The organism is Nocardia sp. NPDC004573, from assembly GCF_053602135.1.
Genome location: NZ_JBSGDA010000003.1, coordinates 93461 through 108483 on the forward strand (window position 1 = coordinate 93461; position 15023 = coordinate 108483).

Here is a 15023-nt window from a genome sequence, read left to right on the forward strand (position 1 = left end):
GTCTGGGGGGCGGGCCTGATACAGTGTCACAGCGCGGTTCCCCGGAACCGCACGGGGCTATAGCGCAGTTGGTAGCGCGTCTCGTTCGCATCGAGAAGGTCAGGGGTTCGATTCCCCTTAGCTCCACCATGACCGTGCAGGTCAGGGCTATGATGTCGACTCACATCGAGAAGTCATCAACGGAAGCCATCAACACCTGCACGGTCTTCTGCGTTTCTGAGCAGTCTCGAACACGTGTTGATCGGCTCCGGGAGGAGTCGAAACCATGTCGAGCGTGCGTGTGGTGCCCCGCAAGGATGGCTCCACCTACACCCAGATCCTGTTCCGTGAATTCGATGCGGCGAAGGGGCGGCGCGTGCAGTCGTCCGTGTCGTTCGACGATCACGGCGCCGCGCTGCGCTGGCAGAAGGTCCTCGACCAGTCCGGCCCCGAGCAGGCCCGCGCGCTGCTCGCCGTCGAGGAGGAGATCAGCGGCGAGCGGGTCGTAACGCTCAACGACAGCTGGGCCGAGACCTACATCAAGGGCTTGACCGGTGTGGAGCAGGCCACCAGGGATCGCTACCGCAGATACATGGTCAACGACATCGGCCCGGCGATGGGGGATCTGCCGCTGGCGGCTCTGTGTGCCGCCACCGCCGATCAGAACTCGGTCGTGCAGGAGTGGGTGAACGAGCAGGAGGCCGACGGGTACGCCCCGAAGACGATCGCCAACAAGCACGGCTTCCTGTCCGGCTGCCTCCGCGCAGCAGTGAAGCGCAAGCTGCTGCCGTTCAATCCCTGCGAGGACACGAAACTGCCGAAGGGCAGACGGGAGTGTGTGTTCCTTGAGCCGGAGGAGTTCGACATCGTCTACGCGGCCGTCCCGCAGCGGTGGCGCCCGATGGTTCTGTTCCTCGTCACGACCGGCATGCGCTACTCGGAGGCCACCGCAATTCGAGTAGGCGACCTCAGCAGGCACGTGCACGATGACGGGCTGGTGTTCTACACCGCGCGGATCTCGAAGGCATGGAAGTACACGGGGACATCGGAGCGCAAGCTGGGCGGGCCGAAGACCCAGCGCGGCTGGCGCACCATCAACGTGCCGGCGGAAACGATCGAGGAGTTGAAGCTCGACGGTCGCGGCAAGGACCAGCTGCTGTTCCGCACCCGCAACGACAAGCGCATCATCCCGCAGCAGTTCCACAACCTGGCCTGGAAACCGGCGATGGAGGCCGTCGCCGACAGGCTGGGTAAGAAGCCGCGGCCACACGATCTCCGCCACACGTGCGCCTCGTGGATGCTGAACAACGGTGCGGAAATCACCGATGTGAGTGCCCATCTCGGGCACGAGAGCATCAAGACCACGGTGGACGTGTACGGACACCTCGACCGCCGCTCGGGGCACCGCGCATCGACGGCTATCTCAAAGGCGCTCGTGCGCACCGCCGTGCGAATCCCCGCCGCAAACGGCAGCGACTCTATTTCGGATCACTCTGCGGACGAGGCCGATCGTGCGCGTGGATAACCGAGACCGTAGAGGCCAGCCGCTGCCAGAGATACGGTCAAAGGCACACTCCATGCCATCACTATGACGGCCGCGTGATCCCGAAGGACGTCGGGTGCCGCGATGAGCAGAGTGATCGTGGTGATGGCGTAGGCGATTCCGACAACACCGACTGCGGCGAGTGCGATCAGCGGTCCGCGCCGGATGCCGCGCCGTCCGCGTAGGGCTTCGGCTACCGCCGCGATCACGAGGGCGCACGTCAGGCCGACAGTCACGGCGTAGAGGACGTTGTAGGCGACGGTCGGGGCATCGCGTAGCTCCCACTCGTCAACCACCGGGTAGCGGCTCGCGTGGCCTGTCCTGGATGTCACGATCATCGCGATCACGATCGCGGTCATGAGCGCTGTCCACGCGATGCGAGCGCGAAAATAACGGAGCCGCAGTGCGATCACTCCGATCAGCCAGTTGCGCGCAGCGAGAATCAATACGTGGACCAGATCGCTCAGGTTCTCGCCGGCCACCGGCGCGAGCGAGGCGTCCACTCGCTGATCGAACAGGGGGAAAGTGGTGGCGACCCCTGCCACGGATAGGAATAGCACGAGGGTCAGTGCGCGAGACTGATCATCGGACCAGATGCTTAGCCGCACGGAAGCCACAACCAGTACCAGGACCACCAAGACCAGCACCAGGACCGCCACGACGAGCACAACCGACAGCGTATCGTGCATATCGGACATGTAGCGGGAGGTTCGCCAAAAGTTGTACTACGCCCTCCGGCGATAGCCGATCGCGGCGTCCAGCTTGAATGCAGCGCGGTCGGCGAAAGTGGGGTATACGCCATCCTTCACGCGCTTCTTCGCCGCGGCGAACATCGCCTCACCCGTGGTTTCGAGTGCCGAAGCGATGGCATCCATCTGTTCGGCGGACATGGTTCGCTCGTCGTACTCGAGCCTTTGAAAAACGTTGAGGGCCAGCCCGGCTCGGCGGGCCACCTCTTTCTGGGACAGGCCGAGGTCCTCGCGACGGTCGGCGACTTCGCGAGACAGCGCCCAGTTCAGCTCTCCCCGACGTGCCACGACCTCACCCTACGGTCAAACAAGACCTTGCGGTACCCCCGTTTGGGGGTCTATGTTGCTATGTCAAGCGTTCATTTTGCGGAAGTTACAGGAACATATCCGAATATTCGCGACCGACCGGCCATTTCGGGGGAAGACCTGCCGCCGCGCATGACCTCCAAGGGGTGGAAAGTGTGGGCTCGATCGTTCCGGTGCAGCGACTATAGGGCGCGGCGGTCATGACAGGGGATGTGCCTGAACTATCCACGGGCGCAGAACAGTTGGTAGAGCTACTCGGGATATGCCTGGTCCCTCCCTTCGGGGCGATGATGGGGTGTAGGTGCTCCCGCATCGTCGGATCGATCGTCGTCGGATTTGAGGGGCGGATCGAGGTCGTCCCCCGGCGCGGTGCCGGTGGCCGTGATCGGGCGCGGTTGCTGGCGGCGGCTGTTCAGGTGCGCACGCAAGGTATGGCGACGCAGCAGGGTTGGCAATTCGATTCGCAACTCGGGTGGTATGTGGATGTGACTTCCCGCTACTCGGAATCCGGCCGCTGCCGCAGGTGCTCGATCAGGCCGACGCGAGTCTCCTCATCGGCCCGGGTGAACTGCACTCGCTCCTCGTTCAGCGTCCCGTCGGGCAGATACAGGTCCGACATCTGCTCGTCGTCCTGAGTCGCGGCGAGGCGATGTTCCAATTCTTCAGCCTCGACGAGGGAGCGGATCACCTCCAGTGCAACCCGTCGGCGCTTGGGAGAGAGTTGATCGACGCCGTCGGGAAGCTCTTCTCGGAACGGCGCCGATGGAGCCTTCCTGCCGGCCGCTTCAAATGCCACACGTTCTGAGGCCCCGGATAGGAAGGCGATCGCTCGGATCGTCGCATCCGAAGGGTTGTGTCGGTGCTTACCGCTGAGGATCAGCGAGGCCGTTCCTCTGCTGATGGCCATGTCCACGCCGCTGTCGGTCGCCGCATCGGCTACGCGCTTTTCCATGGCGCGAGTCGACAGGCCCTGATCGGCGGCGCGCTGGAGGAGGTCCCGCAACGTCGTCACGTACTCAAGCCTCCTGGTACTCGCATTTGTTGCGCTAGGGGACACATCTCTGTCCGGTGGCAACTAACCATCGCATGATGCCGCATCTAGCGGCAAGTGTGACAGTTGACAGCTTGGCAACCAGACGTCTAATGTCCACGTGATCGTTTGACAATTTGGCAACTAGAGGCGAAGGATGGCAATGCGACGACGCATAACCCGGTTCAGGAGGGATTGCTGGATGCAGGTCAGGGACCCGGCCGCGCTGCGGAGATGGCGGAAGCAGCGCCGATACAGTCAACGCGATCTGGGGATGCTCGTCCGCCGGTCGCACACCACGATCTACGCACTGGAGACGGGTCGAATGACGACCCTGACCGAGGATCTTGCGATTGCCATCGCCGCGCGCCTCGACGTGCCATGGGAGGAACTCTTCTCGGCTCATGAGCTCGTTGTCGTGGGCGAGATGTCAAATGATCAGGTGAGCGGTAGACGAGGGGTGGAGGCGTCATGACTTCGTCCACGGTGGATCTGAAGCTATTCACGCTCGAGGAGGCCGCCGAGCTGCTGCACGTCACCGAAGGCTGGTACATGCGCCAGCTGCGCAACCGGCAGCTTCCTGGCCGGAAGATCGCCCGAAAGTGGATGCTGACGCGCTCAGACATCGAGGCTGCGATCGAGCAGATGGCGTCTCCGGCGATTGCCGCGAAGCCTGACCCCGCGGGACTGACACGCACCAGTCGCCGCCGCCTGAGTCGGCGCGGGGGAGCGGGGGCAGCATGAGGCCACCGCTCACCGATCCCGCCAGCTGGCGCGGGCTGCTGGCCGATCTGGCCCGTGTCGTCTTCGTGCTCCTGCTCGGCATCGCGATGTTCGTGAACGTGACGATCGGGTGGCCGCTGTGATCATGCCGACCGACCAAACCTCCTACAGCCCCGGCGATCTCGCCGAGCTGCTGGATACCTCGATCGCCGCGTGGCTGAGTGAGGCGCTCGCGTCGGATCTGCCGCGCGCAAAGCAGTTGCTCGACGCCTGCGTGCCCGCCGCGCTCGTCGCTGTGCTGCTCGGCCAGCGGCAGCAACTGCTCGACGAGGTGTTCGCGCCCAATCGTCCCCCGACTCCAGGGGGATCGTGACCCGGACCAGCGGCGTCCTACCCCGCTGGTCCGGCGTCACGCCAAACCGGTTACCCCACAGCGCCCGCCGAGCCGCTAACTCGACGGGCGCATCCCGAGACAACGAAGGGAAGCCTACAAGATGACGACCTTCCGCCAATTCGTGACGTGTGACCGACCGCCGGTGCACCGGATCGAGGGCTACAGCGCTCGCGATGGCCGCTTGCACGGGGCGCTGGACCGGGTGGCGTACGCCTGCGAGGAACACCTTGCCGAGGCCCGCGCCGAGTTGCACGGTCTTGCCGAGCACGCGACGACGCCGAAGGCGGGCCGGATTCCCTGCGGGCAGGTCACCGATTTCGGTCCTGCGCCCAGCCCGCAGGACGTCGAGCGCACGCAGCAGCCCCCCGCCGTCGACGACATCGAGGTCGACGGCGGGCGCCCGCTGCACGATCTCGATTACGCGCAGCGCGCGAGCGTCCCCATGAAACCCAACCAGGCCGCAGACGCCGTGGTCCCCGCCGCGGCCCTGGCCGAGCTGGCGCGTGACATTGAGTTTGCTGGGCTGCCGCAGCTGGCCGCCCGGGCCCGCGCGATCGTCGCGTACCTGGGCTACACGGCCGAGTCCCTCGATCAGGTGCGCGCCGACCTCACGATGCTCGCCGCGCACGCGCCCGACGTCGCCGTCAACGCCCGCGCCACCGGCGACCGGCTGCTCGAGGTGGTTTCGGAGGTGGACCGGTGACCGACGCCACGGCCAAGTTCGACCAGGCGCACGCCTGGGTGCGTGACAGCCTCGACGCCCTCATCGACAGCATGGTGTTGGGCCAGCGGGTGTGCACGTGCGGGCATCCGATCGACTCCGAGCGGCACACGCTCATCCTGGCCGAGTACATCGCGCAGAAATATCCCCTGCAGACGCTGCCGATCCTCCTGACCGAGGCCGTGATCCGTCTCGCCAAGGCAAAGGGGGCACGGTGATCGCCCTCGGCCACATCATCCAGATCGGCTACACGATCACGCTCAGCGCCATCGGTGTCGGCATTGCCATGTCCGGCCGCCGCGACCCGGCCGTGCGCGACTGCCCGTTCTGCAAGGGCCGCGGCTGTGAGCGCTGCGGCTGGAGCGGCGAGGTCGACGACCGCGAGGCCAACGGGCAGGAGGCGGGCCGGTGACGTCGTACCCGGAGTTCGAGTTCTTCCACACACTGCCGAAGGCGCCGAAGCCGCTGACGTTGCTGCAGCTGTTCGCCGAGTCGCTGCGCGACCGGCCCAGGGTGTGGGGTAAGTGGCCGGTGCGGTTGGCCCCCGGGTCGGCGCGCGTTGTGCCGGGGCGGATCAACGACGGCAAATACAGGTCGCTGCCGGGCGACGAGTTCGAGGCGGTGCGCCACCACGACGGCATCGTCTATGTGCGTTACATCGGACCGCGCCGCCCCATGCCGATCGACGCCGACCTCGACGAGACGGCCGACGAGTACGACGAGCCGCACGTGTGCGACGACAACTGCGACCCCAGCAACTGCGCGGTCGAGCACGCCTGCGAGTTCGATGCCACGCTCGTGCGTCCCGGCTCGGCGCCGGACCCCGATGCCGCCCGTGACCGCCAGCGGGCGATCGAGGACGGTGTGCTGTGACAGCGATTCTCGAGGCGCTGCGCTCGCAGGAGTGGAGGACCGCCGCGCTGTGCGGGGCACCCGGCGTCGATCCCGAGGCGTGGTTCCCGGTCAGCGAGGCTCCGGACGCGGGCGCTGGCGCCCGCGCGATGTGCCGGCGGTGCCCGGTGTTGGCCTCGTGCGGGCTCACCGCCGCCGCGCTGGGCATCAACTACGGGATCTGGGCCGGGTACCGCACCGACTTCACCGACGAGCACGAGGAGCTGCGTAAACGGTTCGACCCGAACTACCGCCCGCGTGCCCCACGGCCACCGGAGGCGCGGGGCCTGTGCGGGCAGTGCGGCCAGGAAGCGTTGCTGCGCAACATCAGCAGCCTGACCGGCCACTGCCTGTCGTGCCGGAAGGGTTACACCCCGATCGCGGTCGTGCACGCCCACATACAGGAGTTGGTCGACGCGGGCTGCACGTTGCAGGAGATCGCGGACGCGGCCGGGCTGACCCGCCCGACCATCCGCAGCATCCGACACCAAAAGTCCGGACACGTCACACCCGGCAACGCGAACGCGATCCTCGGCGTGCTGGCCGAGGCGGCGGTGTCCGGATGACGGCCCCGATGGAGCCCGGCCTGTACGCGGGCGTGCCGGAGGACTTCTACCACGCCGACGGGGCGATCTCCTCGACGCAGATACGCCGGTTCCTGGAGGTGACGCCGCACCGCTGGCTCGAGGAGCTCCGACAGCGGCGGCGGCCGACCGAGGAACAGCAGTGGGGCAGCGCCGTGCACACCCTCGTGCTCGGCGTCGGCGCCGAACCTGTCGATACCGGCTATGAGAAGTGGCAGTCCAACGCCGCCAAGGAACGGGTCGCCGAGATCCGCGAGGCCGGCGGGATCCCGCTGCGACCGAAAGCGTACGACGCCGCGCACCAGGCGGCGGCGAATCTGCGCGCGAACTCCGACGTCGCTGCGGTGCTGGCGTCGGGACAGCCGGAACTGTCGGTGTGGTCGCGCGACCCCTACACCGACGTGATGATGCGCGCCCGCCTGGACTGGGCGCAATGGCTCGGCCGCAGCCGGGTGCGTGTCGGCGACGTGAAGACCACCGCCAAACCAGGCCCGCGCGAATGGGTGTGGAGCGCAGCTGATTTCGGCTACCACATCCAACAGCCCTGGTATGTCGATGTGCTCGCGAACCTCGCCGAACCCGTCGAAGTCGTCGAATGGCTGTGGCTGGTCGTGTGCTCCGACCCGCCGTACGAGGCGTGGGTGTCCGAACTCCCGCCGTCCGCCGTCGACCTCGGCCGCCGCATCTACCGCCGCAGCCTCGACCGCCTCGCGCTGTGCCGCGACACCGACACCTGGCCCACGCACGCGCCTGGTGTCCACCTCTATGACCTGCCCGCCAAGACCTACCGCCAGGAGGAATACGTCTGATGTCCACCGAAGTCGCCACCATCGACGACAGCGAGTTCATATCCACCGCGCTGACGACCATCGACCCGCTCGACGCTCTCAACCGCTACGCCGACGGACTCGCGAAGGCCCTCAAATTCGCGCAGGACGTCTGCCGCACGTCCCTGGTCCCGAAGATCTACCAGGGCAAGCCGGGCGACGCCGCGGTCGCGATCCTGCACGGCGCCGAGCTCGGCCTGCACCCGTTGCAGGCGTTGCAGAACATATTTCCGGTCCACGGCATGCCGTCCATCTACGCCAAGACGATGGTCGCGCTGCTGAGGGCGAAGGGCTACAAGTTCAAGACCGTCGAGGCCGGGCCGGAGAAGGTGACGTTCACCGGCTGGTGGCCCGGCGAAGATCCCGAGACCAGCACATGGACGATCGAACGCGCCACCAAAGCCGGGTTCGTGCCCACGATCGACCCAGCGACCGGCAAGTACAAGGTCAAGAAGTACGAGGGCAAGAACGGTAGCCCCGGCTACGAGAAGCTGATCGGCAACGAGAAGTACATCACGCAGCCGGAAGAGATGCTGTGGGCCAAGGCCGCCACCACGGTCTGCAAGCGCCTCGCCCCCCACGTGCTGCTCGGCCTCGCCATCGCCGAGGACCAGGAGGACCGCGCCGACGAGCCAGAGCCGGTGCGCGTCACCTCCGAACGGGTCGCACCGTCCGAAATCACGCCGCCCGCCGACGCGCCTGTGGTCGGCCCGCCCGTGCAGCAGTGGCAGCCGCACGCCGAGCAGCCAGCGGCCGCGTCTGCCGCCTCCAGCGAGGGCGAGAAACCGGACAATCCGCAGGTCGAGGAACCGGTCAAGGCCTCTCCCGATCCGGCGCCGGAGATGGCGACCGCCGCCGAGCAGCGCGCGCTGTCGGATCAACTCGAACGCCACGGCCACAAGACCCCAGCCGCGAAACGCGCCTACCTCACGAAGGAGACCGGCCGGAAGATCGGCTCGGCCCGGGAGTTGCACGGATTCGAGGCGCGCGCGATCGCCGAACGGCTCACCGTGATCGCTGATCCCGACCAGATCGCCGCACTGCGCCGCGCGCTCGAGGCCGACAACGTCCACGCCGAGGGCGAGCAACTCGACTGGATTCGCGCCAACGGCGCGCCCGACCTCGGCGACTGGGGCGACCTCGACGCAGACCGCGCCGTCGACCTGACGAGCTACCTGCTCGCCGAGCAAGCCAAGGACGCCGCGAAGGCGGGCGGGCAGGCCGCGCTCGACACGGACGGAGCAGGCCAGTGACCGACCACCGTATCGCCGCGATCAAGGCGCTCGGCTACATCCCGCAAGCCCAGGACGAGGCCCGGCACACCGCGCTCGCCAGCGAGGCCACCGCGCACGCCCTGCTGGCCATCGAGGCCCGGCTCGGTGAGCTCGTCGAGCAGCAGCGAATCGCGAACGCGCTCATCGGTGTCGGCCATATGGGTGTCTTCAACAGCGACGCCGAGATCCGTCCCGCCCGCAACGCGGTGCGCCGTCTGCTCGGCCTGCCCGTCACCGGGGAGGCATAGCCGTGCAGGAATACACCACCACCAAGGGCAAGACGATCCGCACGGGCCAGCGCTACCACGACCGGCGCCAGTCCAACCGCCGCACGCTCGAGGTGCGCTCCATCGGCGAACCGTGGTGCGGGCGCGCCGACGACCGCGACATCGAATGCGCGGTGATCGCCGTTGACGGCCAGGCCGTGCCCGAGCGGATCACCAGCATCAACGCCATCCGGATCACCGGCCGCGACTACATCCTCATCGAGCAGGCCGGAGCGGCGTCATGACCACCACAGTCACCGTCGGCACCGCCGACTTCCGCCACGCCCTCACCGCGGTCAAGGTCCACGCCAGCGCTGACGACGAGGTCCCGGCGATTCACCGGCTGCGCCTGGCCGTCGACCCCGAGAACGTCACGGTCACCGCGACCGACCACTTCACCGCGGCGCTGGCGATCGTGTCGGTCTGGAAGGACGCCACCGACCACGACCCGACACCCTGCACCGTGGACCTGCTGCCCGACGACATCGACAAAGTCCTGTCGATCTTCAAAGCGGGTAAGGAGAAAGGCGACCAGCCCGAGTTCCTGCTGCGGCTGCACATCACCCGCGAGCACCTGACCGTGACCGACTGCTCCGGCCTGATCGACGGGCGCGCCTTCAAGATCCCCCGCCTGCCCACCGACGGCGGCAGCCTGTGCGGCGTGCCCGGCTGGATCGCCAGCCAGCACGACAGCGCCGCAACGATGCTCTCGGACATGGTCGTCGGCGGCGAGTTCGTCGCCCGGTTCAAGGCGGCGGCCAGCGCCTACGGTCACCCGCTGGAGATCGAGGCCCGCTCCGCGATGCGGGCGCTGCTCATTCGCTGCGGTGAATCGTTCCTCGGCCTAATGACGCCGCGCACGTTAGACGAGTCCGACCGCGGGCGCCTGCGCGACTGGGCTGACAGCTGGGACCGGCGGCTACCGGGGATCGTGGCCGCCGCCAAGGCGGAGATGGCCGACCCGGTCGCCGCCGAACATGTCGATCCGCCCGCCGACGATGCCGGCCTCTTCCTCACCGCCGTCGAGCTCGTGGTGTCCTCGCAGTTCGCGTCGCCGTCGATGCTGCAGCGCCGCATGCGGATCGGGTTCGCCAAGGCCGCGCGGCTGCTCGGGCAGATGCAGGAGCGCGGCATCGTCGGCCCGGCTGAGGGATCCAAGGCGCGCGACGTGCACGTGTGCGCCGAAGACCTGGACTCGCTGCTGACCGACCTGCGCGACGCGGGGACGGAGCAGCAGTCGTGACCGCCGTGACGAGCCGAGTCCTGACCAGCACGGTCTACGAGTGGGTCGTGCCGACGCAGTCCTTCGGCTACGGGGTCATCGGTGAGGTGCGCGACGCCATCGCGATGGCCGCGCACAAGTACGTCGAGCTCACCGGCGATCCGAAATCCACCGACTATGACGACTGGTTGCGCGTCACCCCGCGCGACGAAGACGTCGTGTTTTGGTTCGAGTGGCGGGAACCGAAGCCGTGACCGCCACGACCAGCTGCCTACGGCGCGCCCGGAAGGTGCGGCGCGGCTGCCATCCGATCAAGGTGGGCGAGCACTACCTGGAGTTCACCGACTTTCCCGGCAGCGATCTCGGATTCGCCGACGCTGCAGGCCACCCCGTGCGGCTGGCCGAATGCCGCGCCTGCGCCGAGCGATACGGCCGCGGGCACCTGTTCCCGAAGGAGGTGCCATAGATGGCGCGTGACCATGGTCGGCTGCTGTGCCGGATCTGGAACGACAAGGAATTCCGCGCTCTGACACGCACGGCGCAGGCCTTGTACGCCCAGCTGCTCTCGCAGCAGACCATCAACAACGCCGGCGTGCTGCCGTTGATGGTGTCGAAGTGGGCCAAGGGGTGTGACGAGATGTCCTCGGAGATGATCGTCGCCGACCTGGCGGTGCTCGTCGACGGCCGGTTCATCGTGGTGGATACCGATACCGAAGAGGTGCTGGTGCGGTCGTTCATCCGCAACGACGGTGTCATCAAGCAGCCCAACGTCTTCAAGAACGCGCTGCGGGTCGCCGAGGCCACCGAGAGCCCGGAGATCCGGCGTGTCCTGGCCGCCGAGTTGCGCCGCCTCAGGCGCAATGACGCAACCCGTACCGCAGACATCCTCGATCCCAGCGGATCGGATTCCGATACCGTCTCGAACCCTTCCGAAACCCTTCCAGAAGAGTTCGATAACCCATCAGGAACCCATCGGGTTCCGGCTGAGCGAAACGCCAGGTCGAACCCTTCGGAAACCCTTCCCGAACCCGAAACCCTTCCCGAACCCTTCGCCGATCCCTGCGGGGAGGGGGTAGGGGAAGGGGAGAACTCTAGTTACGTACTTGGTCACCGTGAAAAAGCGGCACCCACGCGCGCGCACACGCATGACGCGCGCCCGCACGCACGCGAGGCGTTCGAATCCGAGCCGCCCCCACGTGGACCCGCCGTCGACCCCAACGGCTGGCGACTCGTCCGGGACGCGATCCCCGACGAGCACCCGCAAGCGGTGCGCACCGACCTGGCGATGCGCGCCGGGGCCCTGCTGAAGTCCGGGACTCCCGAGGCGGACGTCCGCGCGGCACTCGGGCTGTGGCTGACCAAGCCGAACCTCGGCCCCGGCGTCCTGCCCTCGCTCGTCTCCGAAGTCGTGCGCACCCGCGCCGCCCCGGCCACGACCACCGAAGGCGCGGCCACCAGCAAAGCCCGCGGCTGGCTCGACGTCGGCGCCGACCTCGCCGCCCACCAAGCCGCCATCGAACCGAGCCCGCACGAGCAGAGAGCGATCCGAGGATGACCACACCCGCCGACGCCGCGAAGGTGCTCGCCAAGTGCGCCTGCTACGACCCGATGTTCAGCAAGCCGGACGCCGCGCTGGCCGTCGGCTGGGCCGAGGCGTTCTCGCGCTACGACCTGCCGCTGTCCGACCTGCTCGAAGCCGTCACCGCCCACTACTGCGAGTCCAGCGAGCGCGCCATGCCCGCGAGCCTGATCCGCCTGGCGCGCGAGATCCGGCGCGTCCGCGGCGAGCGCGAGAAAGGCGACCAGGAACACCACGCCGCCGCGGCCCTGCCGCCCGGCGCCGCCTCCACCGCCCAGCACCGCGCCGCCGTCATCGCCGACTTCGCCGACCGCCTCGCCCGCCGCAAGGCGGTGCCGCCGCTCTACACCCAGGAGGACCGCAGCCATGCCTGACCAGACCACACCGCTGGCAGACGACGAGGTCCGCAGGATCGCCGGGCTCGGTCACGGCATGCTTGCCGCCCGCGTCGCCGCCGAACTGCTCGAGACCCGCCAGCACGTCGCCGAGCTGGAGGCGGCGCACGCCGCAGCCAAACGCGGGCACCTCGGCTGGGTCACCGGCCACCGCCACGCAGACGGCAAGTGGCACATCGCGTTCGACGGCGAGCCTTGGCCGAGTCTCGACGAGGCGAACGCCGACGTGCAGGACGCCAGCACCGAGACTCCCGAGGCCGACTGGCGGGCGCTGGCGGTCTACGCCGAGACCGGCGAGCCGGACCAGGCACAGGAGGTGACCTGCCGTGGCTGACACGCTGTTCGCCTCGTGCGTGCTACCCGGCTGCCACACCCCGGTCGCCCTCGTAGGCGACGTATGCGACGGCTGTGTCGAAGCGTTCGGTCCGATGCTCAAGCACGACCCGGGCGGCCGACGGATGACCGCCGAGGAAATCGCCGAGCGTGACCGCTCGGTGCACAACGTGTACGCATGGCGGCGCATGACCGGGCGGGCGGTGGCCGATCATGCCTGATCAGACCACCGACCACGCCGCCGAAGCCGTCGACGTCGGACCCGTCACCGTCGGCGAGCCGGCGCCGCGCACGCTGTCACCGCTCGAACAGGCATTGAGGGCGGCCGTCAAGTTCGCGAAGGCGCACGGCTTCGACGACGACATCACGCACGACGATTTCGGAATCCAGCGCAGCGGACCCGGGATCACGCACGCCACCCACGTCAGCCCGACCCACGTCATCGCGGTCACTATCGGCGGCATCGACGGCCTGTGCATCGGCGTCGGCGAAATCGACTGGGTGCACTACCCGATCGACAGCGGATGCGGCATCTGCGACCCAGACGGCTGTGACGAATGCGGCGCGGAATCGGCGGACGGTTGCACCTGCGATGCCGACGGGCCGATCCACATGCGGACCGTCTACCTGCCCGGTGACGCACCGGCGGAGGTGGATCACTGCCCGCCTGCGGTCCTCGATGACAGCGATCCGGTCGCCCGGGACCTCGCTGACGTGGACGCAGAGGAGCCGGAATGGATGCTCTGATCACCGTCTACGGCAAGCCGGGCTGCCAGCAGTGCCGCATGACCACGCGCCACCTCGACAAGCTCATGGTCGAGTACACCTACCGCGACGTCACCACCGACCAGGACGCGCACGACATCGTGACCATGCTCGGCTACCTGACGCTGCCGGTCGTCGTGGCCGGTGATGTGCACTGGGCCGGATTCCGACACGGGCGGCTCGACCGGCTGGCCGAGATCCAGCACAGCGCGCCGGACGTCGCCGAGCACGAGCAGCCCGCGGAGCGGTACCTCACCGAAGGCGGTGCGACATGAAGAAAAAGGACGCCATAGCTGGCGTGCAGGTATCCCTGTGCCTGGACGTGTGGATGGCCCTTGGCCTGGACGTGTCGCTGTTCGATGGCTACTACCGGCGCAACTTGTTCGCCACCACGTGGGCGGAACTGATGGCCCGAGTGCGGTCACTGGCCCACCCCCCGAATCCCTGCTTCATCGAGGAGTGGTGCGTGTTGCAGGCAGGCCACTTCGGCACCTGCTACGCGGCTGCCGACCTCGGCACCAGCGAACCGCTTCCCTTGCCGAAGGAGAGTCGATGACCCTCGACCGCACCGGCGAACCCCGCTCCGACGGCTGCCCGTACCGCTGCCGTCCGGGTGGCTGGCTCACCCCCGAGACCGCCGACGTGCAGCGCCCGTGCCCGCTGCACCGGCCGCGCCGGGCGCCCACCGAAACCAACGACTACGACCCGAGCCGCTTATCCGACCGCGCCCGGGCTGCGATCGAGAGAGCCGACCGAGAGGATCGCCGTGCCTGACACCGTCTACCGCGAACGCGCGCACCTCGTCGCGCACATGGCCGCGATCTACCCGGCCATGATCTGGGTCGACCCCGACGAGCCGGACTGGCCCGTCGTCGCGATCGAGCTGTCCACCGGACAAGCGGCCTGGCACATCGCACCCGCCGACATGCACCTGTTCGCGCACATCCCGCGCGGCGAGAACCGCTGGGACGGGCACAGCACCGCCGAGAAGTACGAGCGCCTCGACGAGGCGACACGGCTGCTGTCCGAGCGCCCGGGCGTCAACCGGAGCGAAGGCGTAGCGGAGTGACCGAAGTCCGCGCTCGGCTGGAGCTGCCCTGGCAGGCACCGAAGCTCAACCCGAATACACACATGCACTGGGCTACGCGCGGGCGGCACACCCGGTTCGTGCGCCAGCAGACCGGGTGGATAGCGAAGGCCGCCAAGATCGCACCGACGCTGCCGTTCACGGTCACGCTGCACTACCGACCCGCCCGCAACGGCCGCCGCGATCCCGGGAACCTGTGCCTCGACAGCAAGGCCAGCATCGACGGCCTGGTCGACGCCGGCCTCGCTCCGGACGACACCGCGGAATTCATCCGCGAGACGATCCCCGTCATCCATCCCGCCGAGCGTGGTCGACCCGGTGCGCTCTGGCTCGAAATCACCTGGGAGGCATAGCG

Annotated in this window: 30 protein-coding genes and 1 tRNA gene; 28 read left to right on the plus strand and 3 right to left on the minus strand. The window is 67.9% G+C overall.

Annotated features, from left to right (window positions below; all coding sequences use genetic code 11):
* Positions 1-53: 53 nt before the first annotated feature.
* Positions 54-129: transfer RNA gene (locus ACWEKR_RS05855), tRNA-Ala, on the plus strand.
* A 136-nt stretch (positions 130-265) separates the two neighbouring features.
* Positions 266-1504: a tyrosine-type recombinase/integrase gene (locus ACWEKR_RS05860; protein ID WP_452353512.1), complete on the plus strand. Its 1239-nt coding sequence runs from the start codon at positions 266-268 to the stop codon at positions 1502-1504.
* Here the strand turns inward: ACWEKR_RS05860 and ACWEKR_RS05865 are convergent.
* From ACWEKR_RS05865 to ACWEKR_RS05875, 3 genes are all read right to left on the minus strand, one after another.
* Positions 1468-2220 (minus strand): hypothetical protein, encoded by a 753-nt coding sequence (locus tag ACWEKR_RS05865; protein WP_452353513.1) that lies wholly within the window; start codon positions 2218-2220, stop codon positions 1468-1470. The two genes, ACWEKR_RS05860 and ACWEKR_RS05865, sit on opposite strands and share 37 nt — an antisense overlap.
* A 27-nt stretch (positions 2221-2247) precedes the next feature.
* Entirely contained in the window at positions 2248-2559 is a 312-nt protein-coding gene (locus ACWEKR_RS05870; protein ID WP_452353514.1) for a helix-turn-helix domain-containing protein, read from the minus strand.
* A gap of 514 nt (positions 2560-3073) precedes the next feature.
* Positions 3074-3589 carry a hypothetical protein gene (locus ACWEKR_RS05875; RefSeq protein WP_452353515.1) on the minus strand — a complete coding sequence of 172 codons (516 nt, stop codon included), beginning with the start codon at positions 3587-3589 and terminating at the stop codon, positions 3074-3076.
* Positions 3590-3809: 220 nt separating this feature from the next.
* On the opposite strand from ACWEKR_RS05875, the gene ACWEKR_RS05880 reads away from it, so the two are divergent.
* From ACWEKR_RS05880 to ACWEKR_RS06005, 26 genes are all read left to right on the plus strand, one after another.
* Positions 3810-4082 (plus strand): helix-turn-helix transcriptional regulator, encoded by a 273-nt coding sequence (locus ACWEKR_RS05880; RefSeq protein WP_452353516.1) that lies wholly within the window; start codon positions 3810-3812, stop codon positions 4080-4082.
* On the plus strand, positions 4079-4351 hold the full coding sequence (locus ACWEKR_RS05885; protein ID WP_452353517.1) for a helix-turn-helix domain-containing protein: 273 nt from the start codon (positions 4079-4081) through the stop codon (positions 4349-4351). The genes ACWEKR_RS05880 and ACWEKR_RS05885 overlap by 4 nt, the downstream gene beginning before the upstream one ends.
* Positions 4348-4473 carry a hypothetical protein gene (locus ACWEKR_RS05890; protein WP_452353518.1) on the plus strand — a complete coding sequence of 42 codons (126 nt, stop codon included), beginning with the start codon at positions 4348-4350 and terminating at the stop codon, positions 4471-4473. Before ACWEKR_RS05885 ends, ACWEKR_RS05890 begins: the two co-directional genes overlap by 4 nt.
* Positions 4470-4703, plus strand: a complete 234-nt coding sequence (locus tag ACWEKR_RS05895) for a hypothetical protein (RefSeq protein ID WP_452353519.1) — start codon at positions 4470-4472, stop codon at positions 4701-4703. The genes ACWEKR_RS05890 and ACWEKR_RS05895 overlap by 4 nt, the downstream gene beginning before the upstream one ends.
* Positions 4704-4824: 121 nt before the next feature.
* Positions 4825-5427 (plus strand): hypothetical protein, encoded by a 603-nt coding sequence (locus ACWEKR_RS05900; protein WP_452353520.1) that lies wholly within the window; start codon positions 4825-4827, stop codon positions 5425-5427.
* Positions 5424-5663, plus strand: coding sequence for a hypothetical protein (locus ACWEKR_RS05905; RefSeq protein WP_452353521.1), 240 nt, complete (start codon positions 5424-5426; stop codon positions 5661-5663). Before ACWEKR_RS05900 ends, ACWEKR_RS05905 begins: the two co-directional genes overlap by 4 nt.
* Positions 5660-5857 carry a hypothetical protein gene (locus ACWEKR_RS05910; RefSeq protein ID WP_452353522.1) on the plus strand — a complete coding sequence of 66 codons (198 nt, stop codon included), beginning with the start codon at positions 5660-5662 and terminating at the stop codon, positions 5855-5857. The genes ACWEKR_RS05905 and ACWEKR_RS05910 overlap by 4 nt, the downstream gene beginning before the upstream one ends.
* On the plus strand, positions 5854-6318 hold the full coding sequence (locus ACWEKR_RS05915; RefSeq protein WP_452353523.1) for a hypothetical protein: 465 nt from the start codon (positions 5854-5856) through the stop codon (positions 6316-6318). Before ACWEKR_RS05910 ends, ACWEKR_RS05915 begins: the two co-directional genes overlap by 4 nt.
* On the plus strand, positions 6315-6902 hold the full coding sequence (locus ACWEKR_RS05920) for a WhiB family transcriptional regulator (RefSeq protein WP_452353524.1): 588 nt from the start codon (positions 6315-6317) through the stop codon (positions 6900-6902). Before ACWEKR_RS05915 ends, ACWEKR_RS05920 begins: the two co-directional genes overlap by 4 nt.
* Positions 6899-7729 carry a PD-(D/E)XK nuclease-like domain-containing protein gene (locus tag ACWEKR_RS05925; protein WP_452353525.1) on the plus strand — a complete coding sequence of 277 codons (831 nt, stop codon included), beginning with the start codon at positions 6899-6901 and terminating at the stop codon, positions 7727-7729. The genes ACWEKR_RS05920 and ACWEKR_RS05925 overlap by 4 nt, the downstream gene beginning before the upstream one ends.
* Positions 7729-9000 (plus strand): hypothetical protein, encoded by a 1272-nt coding sequence (locus ACWEKR_RS05930; protein ID WP_452353526.1) that lies wholly within the window; start codon positions 7729-7731, stop codon positions 8998-9000. The genes ACWEKR_RS05925 and ACWEKR_RS05930 overlap by 1 nt, the downstream gene beginning before the upstream one ends.
* On the plus strand, positions 8997-9269 hold the full coding sequence (locus tag ACWEKR_RS05935; RefSeq protein WP_452353527.1) for a hypothetical protein: 273 nt from the start codon (positions 8997-8999) through the stop codon (positions 9267-9269). Before ACWEKR_RS05930 ends, ACWEKR_RS05935 begins: the two co-directional genes overlap by 4 nt.
* A 2-nt stretch (positions 9270-9271) precedes the next feature.
* The gene (locus ACWEKR_RS05940; RefSeq protein ID WP_452353528.1) at positions 9272-9532 is read left to right on the plus strand and encodes a hypothetical protein; all 261 of its coding nucleotides are present in this window, start codon (positions 9272-9274) and stop codon (positions 9530-9532) included.
* Complete coding sequence (locus ACWEKR_RS05945) at positions 9529-10530, plus strand: DNA translocase FtsK (RefSeq protein WP_452353529.1); 1002 nt, start codon at positions 9529-9531, stop codon at positions 10528-10530. Before ACWEKR_RS05940 ends, ACWEKR_RS05945 begins: the two co-directional genes overlap by 4 nt.
* Positions 10527-10763 (plus strand): hypothetical protein, encoded by a 237-nt coding sequence (locus ACWEKR_RS05950; protein ID WP_452353530.1) that lies wholly within the window; start codon positions 10527-10529, stop codon positions 10761-10763. The genes ACWEKR_RS05945 and ACWEKR_RS05950 overlap by 4 nt, the downstream gene beginning before the upstream one ends.
* Positions 10760-10975, plus strand: coding sequence for a hypothetical protein (locus ACWEKR_RS05955; RefSeq protein ID WP_452353531.1), 216 nt, complete (start codon positions 10760-10762; stop codon positions 10973-10975). Before ACWEKR_RS05950 ends, ACWEKR_RS05955 begins: the two co-directional genes overlap by 4 nt.
* A complete protein-coding gene (locus tag ACWEKR_RS05960; RefSeq protein ID WP_452353532.1) occupies positions 10976-12064 on the plus strand; it encodes a hypothetical protein in 1089 nt (362 codons plus the stop codon).
* Positions 12061-12462, plus strand: a complete 402-nt coding sequence (locus tag ACWEKR_RS05965) for a hypothetical protein (RefSeq protein WP_452353533.1) — start codon at positions 12061-12063, stop codon at positions 12460-12462. Before ACWEKR_RS05960 ends, ACWEKR_RS05965 begins: the two co-directional genes overlap by 4 nt.
* Positions 12455-12817: a hypothetical protein gene (locus ACWEKR_RS05970; RefSeq protein ID WP_452353534.1), complete on the plus strand. Its 363-nt coding sequence runs from the start codon at positions 12455-12457 to the stop codon at positions 12815-12817. Before ACWEKR_RS05965 ends, ACWEKR_RS05970 begins: the two co-directional genes overlap by 8 nt.
* Entirely contained in the window at positions 12810-13037 is a 228-nt protein-coding gene (locus ACWEKR_RS05975) for a hypothetical protein (protein WP_452353535.1), read from the plus strand. The genes ACWEKR_RS05970 and ACWEKR_RS05975 overlap by 8 nt, the downstream gene beginning before the upstream one ends.
* The gene (locus tag ACWEKR_RS05980) at positions 13030-13563 is read left to right on the plus strand and encodes a hypothetical protein (protein ID WP_452353536.1); all 534 of its coding nucleotides are present in this window, start codon (positions 13030-13032) and stop codon (positions 13561-13563) included. Before ACWEKR_RS05975 ends, ACWEKR_RS05980 begins: the two co-directional genes overlap by 8 nt.
* Positions 13551-13856, plus strand: a complete 306-nt coding sequence (locus tag ACWEKR_RS05985) for a glutaredoxin family protein (RefSeq protein ID WP_452353537.1) — start codon at positions 13551-13553, stop codon at positions 13854-13856. The genes ACWEKR_RS05980 and ACWEKR_RS05985 overlap by 13 nt, the downstream gene beginning before the upstream one ends.
* Positions 13853-14137: a hypothetical protein gene (locus ACWEKR_RS05990; protein ID WP_452353538.1), complete on the plus strand. Its 285-nt coding sequence runs from the start codon at positions 13853-13855 to the stop codon at positions 14135-14137. The genes ACWEKR_RS05985 and ACWEKR_RS05990 overlap by 4 nt, the downstream gene beginning before the upstream one ends.
* Entirely contained in the window at positions 14134-14355 is a 222-nt protein-coding gene (locus ACWEKR_RS05995; protein WP_452353539.1) for a hypothetical protein, read from the plus strand. The genes ACWEKR_RS05990 and ACWEKR_RS05995 overlap by 4 nt, the downstream gene beginning before the upstream one ends.
* The gene (locus ACWEKR_RS06000; protein WP_452353540.1) at positions 14348-14650 is read left to right on the plus strand and encodes a hypothetical protein; all 303 of its coding nucleotides are present in this window, start codon (positions 14348-14350) and stop codon (positions 14648-14650) included. Before ACWEKR_RS05995 ends, ACWEKR_RS06000 begins: the two co-directional genes overlap by 8 nt.
* Positions 14647-15021, plus strand: coding sequence for a hypothetical protein (locus tag ACWEKR_RS06005; RefSeq protein WP_452353541.1), 375 nt, complete (start codon positions 14647-14649; stop codon positions 15019-15021). Before ACWEKR_RS06000 ends, ACWEKR_RS06005 begins: the two co-directional genes overlap by 4 nt.
* The last annotated feature ends 2 nt before the right edge of the window (positions 15022-15023 follow it).

Coding starts and splice junctions, on each gene's coding strand:
- ACWEKR_RS05900 (WP_452353520.1), top strand. CDS start 4,825: ATGACGACCTTCCGCCAATTCGTGACGTGTGACCGACCGCCGGTGCAC.
- ACWEKR_RS05965 (WP_452353533.1), top strand. CDS start 12,061: ATGACCACACCCGCCGACGCCGCGAAGGTGCTCGCCAAGTGCGCCTGC.
- ACWEKR_RS05885 (WP_452353517.1), top strand. CDS start 4,079: ATGACTTCGTCCACGGTGGATCTGAAGCTATTCACGCTCGAGGAGGCC.
- ACWEKR_RS05970 (WP_452353534.1), top strand. CDS start 12,455: ATGCCTGACCAGACCACACCGCTGGCAGACGACGAGGTCCGCAGGATC.
- ACWEKR_RS05880 (WP_452353516.1), top strand. CDS start 3,810: ATGCAGGTCAGGGACCCGGCCGCGCTGCGGAGATGGCGGAAGCAGCGC.
- ACWEKR_RS05995 (WP_452353539.1), top strand. CDS start 14,134: ATGACCCTCGACCGCACCGGCGAACCCCGCTCCGACGGCTGCCCGTAC.
- ACWEKR_RS05865 (WP_452353513.1), bottom strand. CDS start 2,220: ATGTCCGATATGCACGATACGCTGTCGGTTGTGCTCGTCGTGGCGGTC.
- ACWEKR_RS05980 (WP_452353536.1), top strand. CDS start 13,030: ATGCCTGATCAGACCACCGACCACGCCGCCGAAGCCGTCGACGTCGGA.
- ACWEKR_RS05930 (WP_452353526.1), top strand. CDS start 7,729: ATGTCCACCGAAGTCGCCACCATCGACGACAGCGAGTTCATATCCACC.
- ACWEKR_RS05960 (WP_452353532.1), top strand. CDS start 10,976: ATGGCGCGTGACCATGGTCGGCTGCTGTGCCGGATCTGGAACGACAAG.
- ACWEKR_RS05925 (WP_452353525.1), top strand. CDS start 6,899: ATGACGGCCCCGATGGAGCCCGGCCTGTACGCGGGCGTGCCGGAGGAC.
- ACWEKR_RS05945 (WP_452353529.1), top strand. CDS start 9,529: ATGACCACCACAGTCACCGTCGGCACCGCCGACTTCCGCCACGCCCTC.
- ACWEKR_RS05890 (WP_452353518.1), top strand. CDS start 4,348: ATGAGGCCACCGCTCACCGATCCCGCCAGCTGGCGCGGGCTGCTGGCC.
- ACWEKR_RS05860 (WP_452353512.1), top strand. CDS start 266: ATGTCGAGCGTGCGTGTGGTGCCCCGCAAGGATGGCTCCACCTACACC.
- ACWEKR_RS05985 (WP_452353537.1), top strand. CDS start 13,551: ATGGATGCTCTGATCACCGTCTACGGCAAGCCGGGCTGCCAGCAGTGC.
- ACWEKR_RS05990 (WP_452353538.1), top strand. CDS start 13,853: ATGAAGAAAAAGGACGCCATAGCTGGCGTGCAGGTATCCCTGTGCCTG.